This is a genomic window from Pelorhabdus sp. sgz311001, from assembly GCF_055901755.1.
In genome coordinates this window covers 1-19,636 of record NZ_JBVXUT010000001.1, presented here as the reverse complement: position 1 = coordinate 19,636, position 19,636 = coordinate 1, and the positions used below count along the sequence as shown (strand labels likewise).

General features: G+C 43.7%; 19 protein-coding genes, 1 rRNA gene, 1 pseudogene and 1 other annotated feature. Of the genes and pseudogenes, 4 read left to right on the top strand and 17 right to left on the bottom strand.

Annotated features, from left to right (window positions below; translation table 11 throughout):
• Nucleotides 1–7: 7 nt before the first annotated feature.
• From AC0MXB_RS00105 to AC0MXB_RS00070, 8 genes and pseudogenes are all read right to left on the bottom strand, one after another.
• Nucleotides 8–505, bottom strand: coding sequence for a Mini-ribonuclease 3 (locus AC0MXB_RS00105; RefSeq protein WP_474037363.1), 498 nt, complete (start codon nt 503–505; stop codon nt 8–10).
• Nucleotides 502–1,950: a cysteine--tRNA ligase gene (cysS, locus tag AC0MXB_RS00100; protein ID WP_474037362.1), complete on the bottom strand. Its 1,449-nt coding sequence runs from the start codon at nt 1,948–1,950 to the stop codon at nt 502–504. Before cysS ends, AC0MXB_RS00105 begins: the two co-directional genes overlap by 4 nt.
• Nucleotides 1,931–2,659 carry a serine O-acetyltransferase gene (gene cysE, locus AC0MXB_RS00095; protein WP_474037360.1) on the bottom strand — a complete coding sequence of 243 codons (729 nt, stop codon included), beginning with the start codon at nt 2,657–2,659 and terminating at the stop codon, nt 1,931–1,933. Before cysE ends, cysS begins: the two co-directional genes overlap by 20 nt.
• A gap of 65 nt (nt 2,660–2,724) precedes the next feature.
• Nucleotides 2,725–2,938, bottom strand: a binding site (T-box leader).
• Nucleotides 2,939–2,974: 36 nt separating this feature from the next.
• Complete coding sequence (gene gltX / locus AC0MXB_RS00090; RefSeq protein WP_474037358.1) at nt 2,975–4,444, bottom strand: glutamate--tRNA ligase; 1,470 nt, start codon at nt 4,442–4,444, stop codon at nt 2,975–2,977.
• 139 nt (nt 4,445–4,583) lie between these two features.
• Nucleotides 4,584–4,874 (bottom strand): hypothetical protein, encoded by a 291-nt coding sequence (locus AC0MXB_RS00085; protein WP_474037357.1) that lies wholly within the window; start codon nt 4,872–4,874, stop codon nt 4,584–4,586.
• Nucleotides 4,875–4,933: 59 nt separating this feature from the next.
• Nucleotides 4,934–5,410 (bottom strand): 2-C-methyl-D-erythritol 2,4-cyclodiphosphate synthase, encoded by a 477-nt coding sequence (ispF, locus tag AC0MXB_RS00080; protein ID WP_474038716.1) that lies wholly within the window; start codon nt 5,408–5,410, stop codon nt 4,934–4,936.
• A gap of 21 nt (nt 5,411–5,431) precedes the next feature.
• Nucleotides 5,432–6,085, bottom strand: a pseudogene (gene ispD / locus AC0MXB_RS00075) (2-C-methyl-D-erythritol 4-phosphate cytidylyltransferase); the annotation flags it as partial.
• A 21-nt stretch (nt 6,086–6,106) separates the two neighbouring features.
• Complete coding sequence (locus tag AC0MXB_RS00070) at nt 6,107–7,225, bottom strand: PIN/TRAM domain-containing protein (RefSeq protein WP_474037356.1); 1,119 nt, start codon at nt 7,223–7,225, stop codon at nt 6,107–6,109.
• 263 nt (nt 7,226–7,488) lie between these two features.
• On the opposite strand from AC0MXB_RS00070, the gene AC0MXB_RS00065 reads away from it, so the two are divergent.
• Together AC0MXB_RS00065 and AC0MXB_RS00060 are read left to right on the top strand one after the other, a co-directional pair.
• Entirely contained in the window at nt 7,489–7,884 is a 396-nt protein-coding gene (locus AC0MXB_RS00065; protein ID WP_474037355.1) for a nucleoside triphosphate pyrophosphohydrolase family protein, read from the top strand.
• 161 nt (nt 7,885–8,045) lie between these two features.
• Complete coding sequence (locus AC0MXB_RS00060; protein WP_474037354.1) at nt 8,046–8,369, top strand: stage II sporulation protein P; 324 nt, start codon at nt 8,046–8,048, stop codon at nt 8,367–8,369.
• Here the strand turns inward: AC0MXB_RS00060 and disA are convergent.
• From disA to AC0MXB_RS00020, 8 genes are all read right to left on the bottom strand, one after another.
• Nucleotides 8,366–9,448, bottom strand: a complete 1,083-nt coding sequence (disA, locus tag AC0MXB_RS00055) for a DNA integrity scanning diadenylate cyclase DisA (protein WP_474037353.1) — start codon at nt 9,446–9,448, stop codon at nt 8,366–8,368. The two genes, AC0MXB_RS00060 and disA, sit on opposite strands and share 4 nt — an antisense overlap.
• Entirely contained in the window at nt 9,441–10,793 is a 1,353-nt protein-coding gene (gene radA / locus AC0MXB_RS00050; protein ID WP_474037352.1) for a DNA repair protein RadA, read from the bottom strand. Before radA ends, disA begins: the two co-directional genes overlap by 8 nt.
• A 98-nt stretch (nt 10,794–10,891) precedes the next feature.
• A complete protein-coding gene (locus tag AC0MXB_RS00045; protein ID WP_474038715.1) occupies nt 10,892–13,339 on the bottom strand; it encodes an ATP-dependent Clp protease ATP-binding subunit in 2,448 nt (815 codons plus the stop codon).
• Entirely contained in the window at nt 13,339–14,409 is a 1,071-nt protein-coding gene (locus AC0MXB_RS00040) for a protein arginine kinase (RefSeq protein ID WP_474037351.1), read from the bottom strand. The genes AC0MXB_RS00045 and AC0MXB_RS00040 overlap by 1 nt, the downstream gene beginning before the upstream one ends.
• On the bottom strand, nt 14,406–14,930 hold the full coding sequence (locus AC0MXB_RS00035) for a UvrB/UvrC motif-containing protein (RefSeq protein ID WP_474037350.1): 525 nt from the start codon (nt 14,928–14,930) through the stop codon (nt 14,406–14,408). Before AC0MXB_RS00035 ends, AC0MXB_RS00040 begins: the two co-directional genes overlap by 4 nt.
• 5 nt (nt 14,931–14,935) lie before the next feature.
• Nucleotides 14,936–15,397, bottom strand: a complete 462-nt coding sequence (locus tag AC0MXB_RS00030; protein ID WP_474037349.1) for a CtsR family transcriptional regulator — start codon at nt 15,395–15,397, stop codon at nt 14,936–14,938.
• A gap of 175 nt (nt 15,398–15,572) precedes the next feature.
• A complete protein-coding gene (locus AC0MXB_RS00025; protein ID WP_474037348.1) occupies nt 15,573–16,787 on the bottom strand; it encodes a class I SAM-dependent rRNA methyltransferase in 1,215 nt (404 codons plus the stop codon).
• A 45-nt stretch (nt 16,788–16,832) separates the two neighbouring features.
• Nucleotides 16,833–18,020, bottom strand: a complete 1,188-nt coding sequence (locus tag AC0MXB_RS00020; protein WP_474037347.1) for an FprA family A-type flavoprotein — start codon at nt 18,018–18,020, stop codon at nt 16,833–16,835.
• Nucleotides 18,021–18,222: 202 nt separating this feature from the next.
• Between AC0MXB_RS00020 and speD the strand changes: the two genes are divergently transcribed.
• On the top strand, nt 18,223–18,675 hold the full coding sequence (gene speD / locus AC0MXB_RS00015) for an adenosylmethionine decarboxylase (protein ID WP_474037345.1): 453 nt from the start codon (nt 18,223–18,225) through the stop codon (nt 18,673–18,675).
• A 141-nt stretch (nt 18,676–18,816) separates the two neighbouring features.
• Complete coding sequence (locus tag AC0MXB_RS00010) at nt 18,817–19,272, top strand: phosphate-starvation-inducible PsiE family protein (protein WP_474037343.1); 456 nt, start codon at nt 18,817–18,819, stop codon at nt 19,270–19,272.
• 254 nt (nt 19,273–19,526) lie between these two features.
• Here AC0MXB_RS00010 and rrf read toward each other — a convergent pair.
• Nucleotides 19,527–19,636 (bottom strand): 5S ribosomal RNA (gene rrf, locus AC0MXB_RS00005); the annotation flags it as partial.

Genomic DNA, 19,636 nt, shown 5'->3' with positions numbered 1-19,636 from the left:
ACCTCTTTCATTCATCTTGCTCGGTTTTACTGTTAGTCATTGCCCGGGCAATGACTACAAAAGCCTTTTCACCCATTTCTGTAAGCCGGTCAAATTGCTTGGTTATGTATAAATAACCTAATAAAGCTTCAAAACCGGTACTAGCCCGATAATCTCTTACCGTAGCGCTTTTCGGCACAGTCGATTTCGCATTGCGTCCGCGGCGAACGACACTCTGTTCTATTTCCGTGAGTTCCCTCTCTAACGCGTGAAGAGCGAGCGATTGCATCGTCGCTGATACAATCGCCGCGTCAAAATCATGGAGAATGCGAACCTTACTTTGTTCAAAAGACAATAGCTTCGTTCGCACAAAAAGATCGAACCAAGCATCTCCCATATACGCCAAAATCAAGGGAGGTAAACTCTTGGCGTCCGTTTTGTCATAATCATAGCGCTTTATCAGTTCGCCAGCATCGTCGAATACTAGCGTGCTTTGCTTCTGCTTTAAAAACTGCTCAAACTTCACGCTTTCTTCCACCTAGCTCCCTGCGGTGAATCTTCCACCGTAATTCCAATCTTGGCCAGATGATCACGAATCTGATCAGCTGTAGTCCAATCTTTATTTTTTCTCGCGTCAGAACGAATCGTTAAAATAAGTTCCATTAGATTCTCTACCAGCTCAGCATTTTCGCCTTCGCCGACTTGACCGCTTTGCGCGAAAGCTTCTTGCAGCCCAAGGACCTGTGCTAATTCTTCGTATATGGCTTTCACGGCAGCAATCGCTTGCTGATCGCCGGAAATTTTTCCTGATGCAATTTTACTATTATAAATATTAATTTCCTTGGCTAAACCAAAAAGACTGCTCACAGCCAAAGCCGTGTTGAAATCATCATCCATAGCAGCGATAAACTCTTCTTTTGCCGTTTCAGCCGCAGCTGTAATCTGATGGGAATCTTCCGTTACAGCACTGGCTGCTGTACTTTCTAAATAGAGCAGCGTCTGATAAGCCGATGCCAATCGTTCCAAACTGCGCGTCGCTTCATCAAGGCGTTCGTCACTGAAATCCAATGGACTGCGATAATGCGTCGCCAGTAAAAAGAAGCGCAACGCTTCTGGCCGGTAGTGTTTCGTAATATCCTGTACTAAGAAAAAGTTACCGAGGGATTTGCTCATTTTTTCTTCATTTACTGTAATAAACCCATTGTGCAACCAATAATTCACAAAGGAATGGCCGGTGCAAGCTTCGGACTGGGCAATTTCATTTTCGTGATGCGGGAAAATCAAATCGCTACCGCCGCCATGGAAATCGAAAGTTTCACCTAAATATTTAATTGACATAGCGCTACATTCAATATGCCAACCAGGACGCCCTTGCCCCCACGGACTTTCCCAAGCTGGTTCACCTGGTTTTGCTTTTTTCCACAAGGCAAAATCCATGGGATTTTCTTTGCGGTCATCTACATCGACCCGAGCACCTGCCTGCATGTCATCAAGAGATCTACCGCTCAGTTTACCATAGTCATCAAAGTGATCTACCTTATAGTAGACATCGCCATCCACCTCATAGGCAAAGCCTTTATCAATCAGTTTTTGCACTACCGCAATAATTTCTGGCATGTGCTCAGATACACGGGGATATACATCGGCACGCCGAATTCCCAAACTATCCATAATTTCAAAATAAGATGCAATATAGCGATTCGCAATCGTGTCCCAGGAGACCTTTTCCGTATTGGCAGCGTTAATGATCTTATCATCTACATCGGTAAAGTTTTGTACATAAGTTACTTCATAGCCGCGAAAGGCAAAATAACGACGAATCACATCCCAGGTTACAAAAGGACGAGCATTGCCAATATGAGGATGATTATAAGGGGTAATGCCGCAAACATATATTTTAACTTTGCCTGGTTCAACCGGGACAAATTCTTCTTTTTGTCTTGTTAGTGTATTAAATACTTTTATGGCCATCGTTCTTCAACGCTCCTTCTAATTCTTCAATTCGATTTTCCAAACGCCCAATATGCTGCTGCATACAACGCAGCATTTCCGCTACAGGGTCTGGTAAGTCATTATGGTTCAAATCTACATCATCATCGTCTTCGTCCGTATCACTCTCTCTGGGACAAACTCCTTCACAAGGAAACTCACTATCAATCCGCTCGCCAAAGCGACAGACAACCATGCCAGGAATGCCCACAACCGTCGAATGAGGCGGAACCTCTTTGAGTACCACGGAACCTGCGCCAATCTTAGAATGAGCGCCAATTCGAATCGAACCTAGCACCTTAGCGCCGCTGGCTACCATCACATGATCCTCTACCGTCGGATGACGTTTCCCTTTTTCTTTGCCAGTCCCCCCTAAGGTGACTCCTTGATAGAGAGTAACATTTTTACCAAGTTCCGCGGTCTCGCCAATTACTATGCCAGTACCATGGTCAATAAATAAACCTTCTCCAATCGTTGCTCCTGGATGAATTTCTATTCCGGTTAAAAACCGGGCGAAATTAGAAATCATACGAGGCAGTAAAATCCAACCGCGGCGATACATCTTGTGGCTAATCCGGTGGAGCCAGATCGCATGCAATCCTGGATAACAAAGGAGCACTTCTACTACACTGCGTGCAGCTGGGTCCCGCTCAAACACAACCTGAATATCCCGTCTCAGCCTATTAAACATTGACTTCCTCCTTTACGCTTTCTTCAGAAACTTGTCTGAAGCCATAAAAAAAGACCACCGGCTCATACAGAGACGGTGGTCCGTGGTCCCACTCTGTTTTGGTTTCTCTAAGAGAAACCCTTGCAGCGCCGTTAACGGGGCAATCCGAGAAAGCCTACTCGATTTCAGCTTTCCAGCTCCCAGGTGCATTTCGGTACCATCCTTTCAGCAAGGTTCACAGCCAAGCCCTCGCCTCTCTGCAGAAACTTTAGTACTTACTCTCCTGTTCAAAGCCGTTGATTCTATCCAAAATTATATACGACAGGTCTGGTCATGTCAAATGACTGTTGCCAAGGTCCGTTTCATTCGTTGTAGCGTCCGTTCTTTGCCTAATAGCGGAATCACACTGATCAGTTCTGGTCCATGCATCTGCCCTGTCAAAGCTACGCGCAGCGGCATATAGACAAATTTCCCACCTAATTTCAGCTCTTTCGTCAAGGCTTTGATCAGAGCTTTCACAGAACTTTCATTGACTTCCTCTAAAGCCAGCAGTTTTGCTTCAAACAAATCCATTACTTTAGAAACGGTTTCTTCTCGTAAAACTGCTTTTGCTTCTTCCGTTTCCAAGGTAAACTCATCATTTAAAAATAGGCCAATATGATCAACAAGCTGAGCGCCATAACTAATGTATTCTTGCAGCACAGCTGTTACTTTCACGAGCCAAGCTTTTTCTGTCTCACTCACGGTTTCTTGCACACAACCAGCGGCAATAAGATGCGGCCAAGCCAGTTCGAGCACTTTTTCTGGCGCTGCCTGACGAATATAGTGGGCATTGATCCAATTCAGCTTATCAATATCAAATACAGCCGGATTCTTTGCCACATGATCCATCGAAAAAGCTTTGACAAGTTCGTCTAAAGAGAAAAACTCTTCTTCGCCTACAGGCGACCAGCCAAGTAAGGCAAGGAAATTGTCAAGCGCTTCCGGCAAGTAGCCGAGATCACGGTACTGCTGCACCGATGTTGCGCCATGACGTTTACTCATTTTCGTTCTATCTTTACCTAAAATGAGCGAAATATGGCCGAAAGTTGGCACAGGTAACCCTAACGCTTCATAAATCAGAACTTGCCGCGGCGTATTGGATAAATGTTCTTCGGCACGAATAACATGAGTAATTTTCATCAGACTATCATCAAGAACAACAGCAAAATTATAGACAGGGATTCCATTTGATTTGACAACGACAAAATCGCCGACGCCATTCGAATCAAAAGAAACTGTTCCCCGTACCATATCAGTAAAAACAATCTGCTGATTTTCCGGTACGCGAAGCCGCACGACTGGTTTACGGCCTTCAGCGACCAGTTTCGCTTCTTCTTCGGGCGTCAAATGACTACATTTACCGGAGTAAATCGGCATTTGTCCGCTTTCCATTGCTTTTTGCCGCTCTTCTTCTAACTCGGCATCAGTGCAATAGCAGTGGTAGGCTTTGCCGCTTGCCAAAAGTTTTTCCGTATATTCCTGATAGATTGAAAGTCTTTCGGTCTGGCGGTATGGTCCATACTCGCCGCCGGCATCAATCCCTTCATCCCAGGTAAGACCAAGCCAGCGGAGCGCTTCTTTAATATTTTCTTCCGATTCACGGGTCGAACGCTCTAGGTCAGTATCTTCAATCCGCAGGACAAAAACGCCCCCGGTTTGTTTGGCTAGTAGCCAATTAAATAACGCCGAACGGGCGCCGCCGATATGGAAGGGTCCTGTAGGACTCGGGGCAAACCGAACGCGAATGGGTTGTTGTTGATTCACAATTGAAACCTCCTCTTCCTGAACTATTTTACTTCGCTGTTAGCCAAAAACATCCTGCTAAAAAAAATAAAAAAACGGAAAATACCGGGACTTTTCCCCTTTGTCCCGGTTAGTTTGCCCTTTTTCAGTTTTTAAAAAATCAAGGACTATATAACGTCAGATAGAAAAACCCTTTATTTATATCAGGCACAATATAAGTAGTATGAGATTCAGCCTGTCCAACTGCTGTTTTTACGCCATCAGACAAACAGACGAGCCGCCAAAAAATCTGATCATTATACCAGACTTCCCCCAAAGTAGTTCCGTCATTTTGCCTGACAAAAGAAAAATTTACTTTAAAGCCATTTTCCGCTGCTTGAACCACTGAAGGCTGACTGACAAAAAGAGTGAGACTAAACAGAATGAGAAGAAAGCGTATTTTGCGTCTCATCAGCAAATCCCTCCGCTAAGCAAATTCATTTGCTTCTAATATATGCAATGCTTAGCAGCTTATACATGAATAATCGAAGCAATCGCTTGCGCGGCAATCCCCTCTTGGCGACCGGTAAAACCAAGTTTCTCTGTTGTAGTTGCTTTTATATTGACTTGTTTTGTGGCAGTATGTAGGGCTGTAGCAATCTTTTGATTCATCGCCGCAATATGAGGCGCCATTTTGGGTGCTTCCGCAATAATCGTCGCATCAATATTATGTACGTAATACCCCTCCTGCTCTAGCAGTGAAAAAACTTCTTCTAGCAGTATGAGACTAGAAATCCCCTTATACCGCGGATCTGTATCAGGAAAATGGCGACCAATATCACCAAGCCCAGCGGCACCGAGCAAAGCGTCTTTAATCGCATGAAGCAACACATCCGCATCAGAATGTCCCTTAAGACCTAGCGGATAAGGAATTTCTACACCACCTAAAATAAGCGGACGCCCCTCACAAAAGGCGTGAACGTCATAACCAAAGCCGACGCGCGGCAAGACTGGCTGTTGCAAAAATGCCCTAGCCACTGTCAAATCTTCCGGCGTAGTAATTTTTATATTTTCGTATTTGCCTTCCACCATCTCTACAGCCACTCCCAATCGTTCCACAAGCGAAGCGTCATCAGTTCCAAGCACTCCGTCCCTTGCGGCGGCTTCATAAGCTTTTTTTAGTAAGGCAGTATCAAAAACCTGTGGCGTTTGGACCGCCCATAAGCGCTTCCGATCCGGTGTCTCCTGAATCTTACCAGCAACGACTTCTTTAATCGTATCTTTCACTGGCACGCCTACCACAACAGCCTTTACTACTTTCGCCCGTTCGATCGCACTGACAATCGTGGCAGGATCAATTAACGGCCTGGCGCCATCGTGAATGACTGCCAATCCGTCATCAGTAAGGCTGTTTAAGGCATTGGCAATAGAATACTGCCGTTCACTGCCGCCTGCAATGATTTTCCAGGGTTTTGCGAGCGCCGCCTCCTGGAGCATCGTGTGAATTTCATCTATTTCATTTTTTTCCGCTACAATCACCAAGGAATCAATGAGAGCTACACTTGCCAACACTCTTGCAGTTTGCACTAGAATCGGCTCATGAAAAAGAGGAACAAATAACTTGTTCCTCTTAAGCCCCATACGTTTTCCCTGTCCGGCAGCGGCAATAATTGCCGTTATCATTGATAAGCCTCCCAGTGTCATTTATAAGGCCCGTTCCATTGCCTTAAGCTTGGCAAAAATCATCCGACCTGCGGCCGTTTGTAAGACCGATGTAACTAAAACTCCAATTGTTTCTCCCATGTGACGCTTACCGCCATCAACCACAATCATCGTGCCGTCATCTAAATAGGCAACACCTTGACCGTTTTCTTTACCATCTTTTACAATATGCACAACCATCTCTTCGCCTGGCAGTACAACAGGCTTTACGGCATTAGACAGTTCATTAATATTAAGAACAGAAACACCCTGCAGTTCCGCAACCTTGTTAAGATTATAATCATTGGTAATTACTTTGGCGTTTAATAACTGGCCAAGCTTGACTAGCTTAGCATCAACTTCTGCAATATCTTCAAAATCATGGGAATCAATCTGAACAACCAGACCTAATTCTTTTTGCATACGATTTAAAATATCCAGGCCGCGCCGTCCTCGATTTCGTTTTAACAAATCTGATGAATCGGCAATATGCTGTAATTCTTCTAATACAAAACCAGGAATGAGCAACGTACCTTCAATAAAACCACTTTTGCAAATATCAGCGATGCGACCATCAATGATTACACTTGTATCTAAAATTTTCGCTGATGATACAGCAACCGCCTTTTCTTTTGTTTTCTCGCGATTCATCCAGGGAATCGCCGTAACCAGAGCTACAAGCTCGTCACGTTTGCGAATCGCCACATTAATTCCCAAATACCCTAAAATAATACTAAGCAGTCCAGGAATATATTTACCGACAATAGGCAACGGTAAAAAAGCCGCTCCAAGCAAACTGGATATGATAAGACCGATCGCCAAACCAATGGACCCGGCCAGTACATCATACATAGGCATTTTGTTCAATTGCGCTTCAACCCAATAAGTAAATTTCCACAGATTACTAATTAAGTAAGGAGCCAGCAAAAATCCGATAATTGCGCCAATACTTGCTCCTAGAATAAAAAGCAGCAAGGTAGCCAGCGTAATACCGAAGATTCCATAATTGAGCAAATCCACATTCAACAAATCCTGAATAAAAGGCATAATCCTGTCAGTCAAAACGACACCGCCAACAGCGGCCAACAAAGAACAGGAAAAGCGTAAAATCTTATCTAGCAAACTCTTAGCACCTCCTTTCTTCCAAAAAATTCAAAACAAATTTCTAATGGATAGTATTGCCAAAACCGAAAAAATATATACTCCTTATCCCTTCAGAAAAGACAGAGATAATGAGTTTAGTATAACAAAGGAAGGGTTGATTGTCAAATTTATCTATTGTAGCACAAGAGACCCTACTTGTCAATTCTCTGTAAATTACGCTCTTTGTTGACAATTGCCTAGCGGCCTCTATATAATAGATTTCAAAGTGAGGTGCACAAATCATGCCTGAAGATGATTGCTTAGACTTTCAATCTGTTGTTGATGAATACCTAATTCGTCACCGCAGTGTTATGGATGTAATGACAAAGTATCAAGAAACAACGACCCGCGTGAATCGTGCTCTAGCCAAAGCAGTGACCGAGTGCGGCTGCGTGAGTATTCATGCTCAAAAACAGCAAATTCCGGCAGATACGGAATTTAAAGAACTCAAAAATTATATGCAGACCCATCTATCAGGAGCGCCCTGCCCTGCCTGTCAGGAAATTCTTTCAAAAGAAATCGGCCACAGTCTCTTTTATTTAGCGGCCCTTTGCAATTTGACTGGACTAACTTTAGATGAGGTCATTACGAAAGAGTGTAAAAATGTAAAAACTTTAGGTGTATTTAACTTGACCTAATGGCATACATCATAGTGATTTTGCAACAAATGACGACAGAGCCTGTCGTCTTTTTTTATTGTCTTCTCGCGTTTAGTATCTTCTCGCGCTTGTAGTACATAAAGGCAAGAATTTAAGGCTATTCTAACTAGGAAAGACTCGTAAGCGGCGAGGAGGCGGCCATGAAAAAAAAATTATTGCTTTATCTTTGTCTCGGCTTTCTTGTATTTTTCGGCGGCGCTGTTTTATTCTATGCCGCTTCGCCTTGGCCGCTACTTCGAATCCAACCAAAACCTCTGCAACCGCCGCAAAAAGTTTATGACTACTACTTAATTATTCACGAACAAACTGGCGAAACTTTAATGTATGTACCACTTGTCGTTGCCGTTGGCGATGAAGTAATTACGGAACAAAACCAGCGGTTTCGCATTATCCGACTTGAAGAGAACCGTGCGATCGCTCGTTATATCGAAAATATCGACATGTCAAAATATAAAAGTCCCTAGCTGTGTCGCTCCCACAGCGCTTGCTCGCGTACTCGCTTCAAACCGTCTTTAATCATTTTAGCCCGCGATTCGCCGATTCCATCTACATCATCAAGATCTTGAATCGTTGCACCAGCAATGCGGGGCAAGGTGTTAAAATGCTGCACAAGATTTTGAATCACAAGCTGTGGCAGACGAGGAATATGGGCTAAGATTCGATAGCCTCGCGGCACCATTGGCAGATCTAAGGCATTGGCTGTCACACTATAACCAAGCAGCCGACCTAACACAGTCGCTTCCAAATGGTCTTCCGGCAATTCAGCAATTTGTTTGCGCAAAAGACAGGCGGTCTGATTTTCTTCTAGCAACGCATAATCTTTCAGTAAAACTTCGACGATATCTTTTTCCACTTCCAGCTCTTCTAGCTGCATGCTCACAAGGCGTCCTTCCGTACCGAGTTCGACAATATAGCGTTTCACTTCCTGTACAATCCGACTAACATGCTCAGCGCGAATCAGAAGCGAAATCACATCACCTAATGTGACTAAATCCTCAAATTCCAAAGCGATCAGTGTCGATAATCCCTTATTGAGCACAATACGATACTTCTCTAACGTTTGCAAAGCTTGATGGGCGCGATTGAGCAGCGTGGAAATTTCACTTAAAATATAACGGCGATTTCCTAGATAGACGGTGATGATATTGCGCCGATGAGAAATGGCAATGACTAAAGCGCCCGTCTGTCTAGCGACGCGCTGGGCCGTTCGATGCCTTGTACCTGTTTCACTTGTAGTGATCGTGTATTCTGGTACAAGCTGGGCATTGGCTACTAAAATTTTTTTGCCATCTTCTGATAGCACGATCGCACCATCCATCTTCGCTAATTCATAAATTCCGGCAGGAGTAAACTCGGCATTAATCACAAAGCCGCCATCCACTAACTCCATGGCGCCTTTATTATCATTGATCAGTACGAGTGCGCCCATTTTACCGCGCTGAATGCTTTCTAGCCCTTCTCTAAGCGGCGTGCCTGGCGCTAGTTTTCCCATGATTTCAATAAAACGTTCATCCCATAAGCGCTCTTCTTTCACTTTAGTCACTAAATACCGCCTCCATTGCCTGGTGAATCGATGATACGCCAATCAGATGATAGTCGCCTTTCACCCTGTCTACATTCCCCTGGGGAATAATAAATTTTTGAAACCCCAGATTAGCCGCTTCGCGAATTCTAAGATCAATATGCGAAACCATGCGCACCTCGCCAGTAAGCCCCACTTCTCCCATGACAACAGTGAGTGGCGAAACGGCGATATTCCGAAAACTCGAGGCCACAGCGAGCGCAATGGCCAAATCAGCTGCTGGTTCATTGACTTTAATGCCGCCTACAGCATTGACATAGGCATCTTGGTTACCGAGATTTAGTCCCAAGCGTTTTTCTAAAACAGCCATTAGCAAGATTAAGCGGTTATAATCAAAGCCCGCCGCCATCCGTCGCGGCATACCAAACACAGTCGTACTCACAAGCGCCTGCACTTCAATTAGCAGCGGGCGAATACCTTCGAGGCAAGCTACGACGACAGAACCTGGCGCATCTTCTGGTCGTTCGGCTAAGAGCAGCGACGAAGGATTTTTCACTTCCCCGAGGCCTTCTTCCTCCATACTAAACAGCCCACTCTCACTGGTAGAGCCAAAGCGGTTTTTGATGGCTCGAAGTACTCGAAAAGCATAGTTTCTTTCGCCTTCCAGGTAAAGAACTACATCCACCATATGTTCTAGCATACGCGGTCCCGCAATATTCCCCTCTTTAGTGACATGGCCAATAATCACAACAGGAATCGAACTTTCCTTTGCTAATCGCATCAGTTTGCCCGTAGATTCCCTAACTTGCGCGACACTGCCTGGCGCACTATCAAGGTCAGGACTATACATAGTTTGAATCGAATCAATAACTAGTAGAGCCGGTTGAATCGCTACAGCTTCTGTCTCAATAACCGTAAGATTCGTTTCCGTCATAACTAGCAGCTGATCTTGCAGCGTTCCTAATCGATCAGCCCGCAACTTTGTCTGTGCTGCCGACTCCTCACCGGATACATATAAAACTTTCCCCTGCGTCTGGCTAACAAAACCAGCTACTTGCAAGAGTAAAGTAGATTTTCCGATACCAGGATCGCCTCCGAGCAAAATCAATGCCCCAGGAACAATCCCCCCGCCAAGAACGCGATCAAATTCTTTCATACCGATGGAAAAACGCGGTAGAGCGGCAGAATTGACAGCTGTAATCGGCTGTGGCTTCGCTGCTGGCACATGAAAAGCCTTAGCGGCTGTCTTCACGACAACCTCTTCTACCATACTGTTCCAAGCGCCGCAAGCCGGACATTTTCCCAGCCACTTCAAAGAATCATGGCCACACTCCTGACAAACATAAACTGTTTTATTTTTAGCCACTTTCCGCCTTCTCTCTCTTTCTATGCATGTAGAGCGAAACAAGCACTCTAAGATCGTTAGAGTGCTTGTTTTCGCTTTATCAAAGCCGCTTTCCTGCTTTAGTCTTGTTTCGCAAAGGTCAGTTTATGCTGTTCATCAGCACTAACAGCAATCGTATCGCCGCTCTTTACTGTCCCCTTGAGCATCAGTTCCGCTACTTCATCTTCTACCAGCTTCTGAATCGCCCGGCGAAGCGGTCTAGCGCCATAAGCGTGATCGCGTCCCTCTTTAATTAATTCCTGCTTCGCTGCTTCGTCAACCGCTAAAGCTAACTCACTGGCTTTCAACCGTTTTGCAACATCAGCTAACATAATATCAACGATCTTGCCTAAATCTTGATCATTTAAACTGCTGAACACAATCATTTCATCAACACGGTTTAAAAATTCAGGCCGGAAAGTCCGTTTCACTTCGTCCATTACCTGCGCTTTAGCCTGATCGTTTTCTTTGGCCTCATCTTTCACAGCCATAAAGCCCAGAGAGGAGCCTTCTTTTCTAAGATGTTTCGCTCCCACATTCGATGTCATAATAATCACTGTGTTTTTAAAGTCAACAGTCCGCCCCTTACTATCAGTAAGCCGTCCGTCTTCTAAGACCTGCAGCAACATATTAAATACATCATAATGAGCTTTTTCAATTTCGTCGAGTAAGATGACCGAGTAAGGCTTCCGTCGCACGGCGTCTGTTAATTGGCCGCCTTCTTCATAGCCTACATAGCCAGGAGGCGCTCCTACCAGCCGTGATACAGTATGTTTTTCCATATACTCTGACATATCCAGGCGAATCATCGCTTCTTCATCACCGAACATGGCTTCCGCCAAAGCTCTAGCTAGCTCCGTTTTACCAACCCCTGTGGGCCCAAGAAAAATAAAGGAACCAATGGGACGCTTCGGATCTTTAAGACCAGCGCGGGCGCGCCGTACTGCTTTGGCAACCGCTTTTACTGCATCATCTTGACCGATTACGCGCTTATGAAGAATTTCTTCCAACTGTAGCAGACGATCAGACTCGCTTTCCGTTAATTTTTTGACGGGAACCCCGGTCCAACTTGCTACTACTTCCGCAATATGGTCTTCCGTAACCTCTACTAGGCCGCTGCCCTGCTGCTTCCACTCTTTTTGCCGCTGTTCCAGCTCTTTGATTAGTTTTTGCTCTTCATCACGCAATTTAGCAGCTTGTTCAAACTCCTGTGTTGATATAGCCGCTTCTTTTTCCGTCTGAATAGCGGTGATACGTTTTTCCAAAGAAGATAAATCAGGCGGCAACGACATAGATTGAATTCTCACACGTGATGCGGCTTCATCCATCAAGTCAATGGCCTTATCCGGTAAAAAGCGATCGGAAATATAGCGATGTGACAATTTGACTGCGGCGATAATCGCTTCATCACTAATTTTAGCGCGATGGAACGCTTCATATTTGTCGCGAATTCCCTTTAAAATTTCGATGGCGTCTTCTTCAGTTGGTTCACCCACCTGAATCGGTTGGAAACGTCGTTCCAAGGCGGCATCTTTTTCAATATGTTTTTTATACTCATCAAGTGTTGTCGCGCCAATTGCCTGCAGTTCACCGCGCGCCAAGGCCGGTTTTAAAATATTAGCAGCATCAATAGCCCCCTCAGCAGCGCCAGCGCCAATAAGAGTATGCATTTCATCGACAAATAAGATAATATTACCAGCTTGACGAATTTCTTCCATTACCTTTTTCAACCGTTCTTCAAATTCGCCGCGATACTTAGATCCAGCTACCAAGGACGCAATATTTAAAGAAATGACTCGTTTATCTTTTAATAATTCCGGTACGCGTCCTTCCATAATTTTAGCGGCCAATCCTTCAGCAATAGCAGTTTTTCCTACGCCAGGCTCGCCAATCAATACGGGATTATTTTTAGTCCGACGACTTAAAATTTGAATGACTCGCTCAATTTCTTTGTCGCGGCCAATAACCGGATCAATTTTTCCTTCCTGCACTAACTTGTTTAGATCACGCCCAAATTCGTCAAGTGAAGGAGTTTGTCCGCCAGCGCTATTGCTTTTCGGCGCTTGCGGCTGTGGCGTCTGGCCAGCCATGGAATAGGCGCCTAAGAGTTTTAAAACAGCTTCTCTGACGACAGCGAGGTCGGCCCCCATGCCGACAAGAACCTGTGAGGCAATCCCTTCCTGCTCGCGGATCAGACCAAGCAGTAAATGTTCCGTCCCAATATAATTATGACCAAACTGCTGCGCTTCTTCGAAGGAAAGCTCTAGCACATGCTTCGCTCGCGGCGTATAAGTAATTTCATTGGCTGGCTGCGCACCGCTGCTGCCAATCACCGCTTCAATCTGCTGGCGAATCGCTTCCGCCTGCACACCTAGTGAAGCAAGAGCTTTCGCGGCAATCCCTGATCCCTCGTCAACAAGGCCTAGCAGCAAATGCTCTGTGCCTACATAGGGATGACCAAAATTCTGTGCTTCTTCCTGCGCTAATAATAAAACCCGTCTAGCTCTTTCAGTAAAACGATTCAACATCATCGATTCCCTCCTTCATTTTGTGCTAATCTATTGCGAATAAATGCTGCTCTCAGCTGACCTCTAGCCTCGGCCGGAACGCCCTGTTCCTGGCACTTTCTACTCATATAATTTGGTCGTGTAAAGACAAGCAATTCGTTAAAAATGCTCGGGTCAACCCCATTAATAATTCCCATATCGACGCCGAGACGTACTTCACTGAGTTTCGCCAAGGCTTCTTTTGCCGTAATAGTGCGAGCGTAACGTAAAATACCATAAGCTCGCCATAGCCGATCAGCCAAAGCCTCTTCTGATTGTTTGAACAACATTTGCCGAGCCGTTCTTTCCTGGCCAACCAGCTGTAATACTACACCACTTAAGCGGTCAACAATTTCCTCTTCTGTATATCCTAAGGTCAATTGATTCGAAACTTGAAAAATATTGCCAATGGTTTCCGTGCCTTCGCCATAAATCCCGCGAACAGCAAGCCCCAACTGTGTAACAGCGCCCATAATCCGATTGATTTGCTGGGTTAGAACAAGAGCTGGTAAATGAAGCATGCAGGAAGCCCTCATCCCTGTACCGACATTAGTAGGACAAGCCGTTAAATAGCCTAACTGTTCACTAAACGCAAAGGTTAATGTTTCTTCGAGAACATTATCGACTTGATCGGCATTGGCCAAAGCCTTTGTCAAATCAAGGCCTGGTTCCATACATTGAATCCGTAGATGATCTTCTTCATTCACCATAATACTGACAGAAGCGTCAGAACGAATAAGAGCTGCTCGATTTGAAAAATTTTCAACAAGATGCGGACTAATTAAATGTTTCTCCACTAAAATACTGCGTTCAAGCGGCGAAAGCCCTTCCATCGCGATAATTCGGTATTGTTGTCCGTATCGCTCTAAAGATTGTTTCGTAGCACAAACAGTTTGCATTACTTTCTGCAATTCGCCAGCCTCATTGCGATTTGGAAAGGGAACGCCTGCTAAATTGCGAGCTAAGCGGATACGACTTGCTAAAATCACATCACTTTCCGGGCCGCCGCCGAGCATCCACGGCTGAAGAATTTCCTGCGAAAAATCACTCATGCCTGTTCGCCTCCTTCAAAAGCATTGATCTCACTTTCTAGGGCGCGAATTTCATCACGGAAAGACGCTGCAGCTTCATATTCTTCTCGCTCTACAGCTTTTTCTAAGGATTGGCGAAGTCGTTTTAGCTTCTGTCTAACTTCCAACACTTCGCCGCTGCGCCGCGGCACCTTGCCAGTATGAGCGCTAGTGCCATGAATCCGGCGAATCACCGGTTCTAAATCTTGGGCAAAAACCTTATAGCAGGTGCCGCAGCCAATTTTTCCGCTACGGCTAAAATCCTGATAAGTCATACCGCATTCGGGGCAAGCCACGGCTGATTTCGGCTCTTGATGGCTAACAGGATGAAACATACCTTTCAAAAAATCCTGCACAGTAAAGACATGAGGGGTTACGGCAAAAACGAGCATTTCTGATTCTTTGGCGCATTCTTCGCAAAGATGCTGCTCTTGTTTCTGTCCATTAACAATCTTTGTAATATGCATACTTGCCTGTCGTTTCTGACACCGTTCACATAACATCGAATTCACTCCCCGCTGCGCTCGGACTGTCTGGCGAGAACTAATAAGACGGAACGAATTAGTTGGGGCCGATCTGCCGAGCTGACTTTATCATAAAAAATAGTAAAAAAGTATTCAATTAGAGCAGCTTCACGCTGAGTAATAAAATTCTGTTCCTTTAACCTGCCAATTAAAGCGATCGCTTCGTCTTTCGACAAATTCTCATCATCAATCCTTCTAGTCTCATGATGAACGATTTCAGCAAAGGGAAGGCGAGCGATACGGACAAAGCCGCCAGAGCCGCGCCGCGACTCAACGATATAACCGCGATCAATCGTAAACCGCGTACTGAGTACGTAGCTTACTTGGGACGGAGCGCAATCAATCCAGCTTGCCAGCTCATTACGTTTTAAAATCAGCATGTCGTCTTTTTGGCCAGACAATTTTCGCAATATAAACTGTTCAATCATATCGGCTACATTGCTCATAAAATCACCTCGCTTTTCTCTTTGACTTTTACTGACCTTTATCCTTATTTTATTTGACCTTTTGACTTTTAACAATGGACTATTTCCGTAGAAATAGTCCATTTTAGATCGTTTATATTTGTTTTGCTACAAAATCCTTTAATTTATACATTGTATCGTTAAAATTCAAATTTTGCTAAAAAACTTGTACAACAAGAAACTTTAAGTAATGTGTTTCTGGGGATGCTGGCAAAATCGGATGATCTTTAGCCTGCGTGCGATATTCCACTTCCCGAATTGTACGTTTCGCATCATTAGCGGCAGCAAGCACAACCTCATGAAAGAGTTCGCGTTCCATATGGAATGAGCAAGAACAAGTAATAAGGAAACCGCCGGGACGAACTAGCTTTAACCCGCGCAAGTTGATTTCCTTATATCCTCTGATTGCGCCGTCAATGGCATTACGACTTTTGGTAAAGGCTGGCGGATCCAGAATGACCACATCGTAAGTTTTCTTTTCATCGGAAATCGTCCGTAAATAATCAAACGCATTGGCTACTACGAAATTACACTTTTCCTCTACTTGATTCAAAGCGGCATTTTGTTTGGCCAGTTCAATTGCTTCAGCGGAAATGTCAACAGACGTTACGCTTTTCGCCCCATAACTCGCTGCATGTACGGCAAAAGAACCTGTGTGACAGAAGCAATCCAGTACATCCTGATCTTTTACAAGCTGTTGCAAAAAGGCCCGATTCTCCCGCTGATCATAAAAGAAACCGGTTTTCTGTCCCTGAGCCACGTCAGCCTGAAAAGTAAAGCCGTTTTCCTTAACTGTAATCGTCGTAGGGAAATCACCTTTCAAATAACCGGTCTGAAGTGGGAGACCCTCTAACTTGCGAACAGGCACATCATTTCTCTCATAAATTCCTGTCGGAGCAAAGAGTTCTTCTAAAACGGCAAGAATCGTTTGCTTATGGACATCAATTCCCAAGGCTAAAGTCTGTAGAACAAAAATATCGCCAAATTTATCAATAATCAAACCTGGCATAAAATCGGCTTCGCCGTAAATTAACCGACAATATTCCGGTTCTGCTAAAAACTGCTGCCGATACTGCCAAGCCGTTTGAATCCTTTTTTTGAAAAAATCATAGTCGATCGTCTCTGGTTCTCTGCTAAGAATCCGAACAATAATCTGCGACTGAGGATTGATAAAGCCACGGCCAATAAAATACTGCCTGCTAGAATAGACATCAACAATGTCGCCTGGTTCAAATTCGCCGTCAATATAATCAATCTCACTTTGAAAAATCCAAGGATGTCCTTCCTCCACTCGATGCGTTCCGCCGCGACGTAACACTACCCGGCAGATTCCATTCGTAGGCTGCCCTTCTTTTCGTTTTTTCTGTCCCATACACTTCTCCTTTATAGTTGAAAAAGGGCTTCTCAGCCCTTTTTCTTAGTACTCTTCTAGTATCTTTTTCCCAAAGGCCACGCCATATTCAAAGCATTGGTCAAGCTCAGCTTGATCAGCCTTCCATTTTACAAATAAGCCTTCATTAAAACGATCAAAGTTTGTTTTTCCTAAAAATTCATTAATATCTCCCTGGGCGCCGCCGTTCCAGCCATAAGTGCCAAAAGATCCAGCTAAGCGCTTACCAAATGGATTCAAGCCTTTCAAATAGACTAAAAAAGCGCCTACTAGTGGAATGACACTATTATTGAGCGTTGAAGATCCCACAACTAAACCTTTTGCATCTAAGAGATCAAGCATAATATCACTGCGATCTGCCACGGAAGTTTTATAAAGTTTAACCTGCAGACCTGTTGAAGCAATCCCTTCAAGTACATACTTTGCCATTTTATCGGTAGCGCCCCACATGGTATCATACACGATAATGACTTTATTTTCTTTATGCCCTGTTCCCCATTGTTCGTACTTAGTGAGAATATCTTCTACATGACTGCGCCACACTAAACCATGGCTAGGCGCAATCATCTTCAAGTCAAGTTCCTTTACTGCTTTTGCTGCTTTAGGAATCAAACGTGTATAAGGCATAAGAATATTCGCATAGTATTTAGCTGCTTCTTTTAGCGCTACTGTCAAGTCATTTTCGTCATCAAACAATTTTGAGGAACATACATGCTGACCGAAGGCGTCATTTGAAAAGAGAATTTTTTCGCCGTCAAGATAGCAGGCCATAGAATCAGGCCAATGCAACATCGGAAGTGGCATAAAATGCAGCTTGTTTTTGCCAAGGTCTAAAGTATCCCCTTGCTTAACAATCATAAAATCATATTCTTTGCCATAATGCTTGATCACTTCCGGACGGCCTTGTGCTGTCAAAACAACTTTTGCTTTTGGCGCCAGTTCCATAATCCGCGGCAAAGAGCCGGAATGATCTGGCTCTACATGGTTTGTAACTACATAGTCGATATCGGCAATATCAACAATTTCCGAAATACGCGCAATCAGTTCATCACTCATGTACTCTTTGACATTATCAATGAGACAGATTTTTTCATCAACAATCAAGTAGGAATTGTAGGTTACACCGCGCGGTGTTGTATAGCCATGAAAATCGCGCAGATTCCAATCGATTGCTCCTACATAATATACTCCAGAAGCCAATTGTACTTTATTCATAAAAGTCACTCCTTACTAAACCATTAGTGAAAATTTTCATTTTGCCTTATTATTTTACAGCAAAATTGCAGCTCTTACCAGAAATTATTTTCCCAGTTACCAATAAAAATCACTGGACATTTTTTTACTCGCGATTTAAAATGAAAAGTTGTATAATAGGATTATGTACTATTTTAGAGACTGACTAAGGGGGCGACAATTGTTGAAATCCATCGGAAGACATATTACTGCCGATTTCTATGGCTGCAGTTTTAAAGATCTCAACAGTATTGAATTTATTCAAACTGCAGTACTTGCCGCGCTGAAAAATGCCAATTTGACATTACTTGATTTTTCTCATAAGACTTTTGAGCCCCAAGGCCTCACTGTTCTCGCGCTACTCGCGGGAAGTCATATGACTGTCCACACCTATCCTGATCGAGGCTTTGCCGCAATTGATATTTATACTTGTGAAGAACAAAGCCGTCCCGACCGAGCCATTCAAACAATGAAAGAATATCTTCACCCTGATAAACTAAAAACAACGAATATTAAGCGGGGAGATTTTGGTTCTGAACGTGACATGAAGCCAAAAATTAAAGTAAGCATTACTCCGTTCCGTCGCGTTCGCAGTACTGGAGCAAAAGTTCTTAGTATTTTCTCCCGCGTAAAGTAATATCATACTAAATTATATTGGGCACGAAAGACCTCTAATGCAAAAAAGAATTGAAATTTTGTATTAGAGGTTTTTTATTTACTTCATTTTATGCTATAATAACAAATAAAATAAATATTATCAACAAGGAGTTGTTTTTATTTGTTGAAAGACTTTGAACCAGCTAATTGTCAAGAAAATAGTAATCATTTTGAGTGTTTAGTAGCAAATTATATGAAGCGATTTACATTACTGTTGCACATGTTCTTTTGTTTGGCTTTAGTGATTACTGTTATTATTGCTCTGTATATGTTCTTCTCAGAGATATCTAATATTTTTGGCGGCGGCGACCTTAGCACGGCAGCAATTCACTCATTAGGATCACTACTCATCTTATGGACATTATCAGAACTGCTGAACTCGGAAATTCGTCATTTGCGCGGTGAAAAAATTAAAACGACTATTTTTATTGAAGTAGCCATTGCCGCTATTGTTCGCAAATTATTGATTCTAAGCTCGGAAGGATTGACTTTGCAGGACGGCAGTATTTTCTTAGCAACTTTGCTTGTTCTAGGTATTGTTCATTGGTGTCTCCAATCACGCTCTAACCGGATATAGTAGATAACTACATATACTATGAAACTAATAGAAAAACAGCCGTCAGTGATAAAAAAATCGCTGACGGTAATTTTTTATACCTAAATTAGACGATAATTTACCGTATCTGTAGATCAGGCTAAATAAATCTGATTTATATATCTATCGAATATCTCTGTATAAACTATATCACTATAACTTTATATAGGATTGCATATAGTCATTGACCAATTCTATACAACAAAAAACCACTTCATTACGAAGTGGTTTTTTGAAATCAGCAACTATCTATCCTCCCAGGCCGTCGCCAGCCAAGTACTTTCGACGTATATGGGCTTAACTTCTGTGTTCGGGATGGGAACAGGTGGAACCCCATAGCTATCGT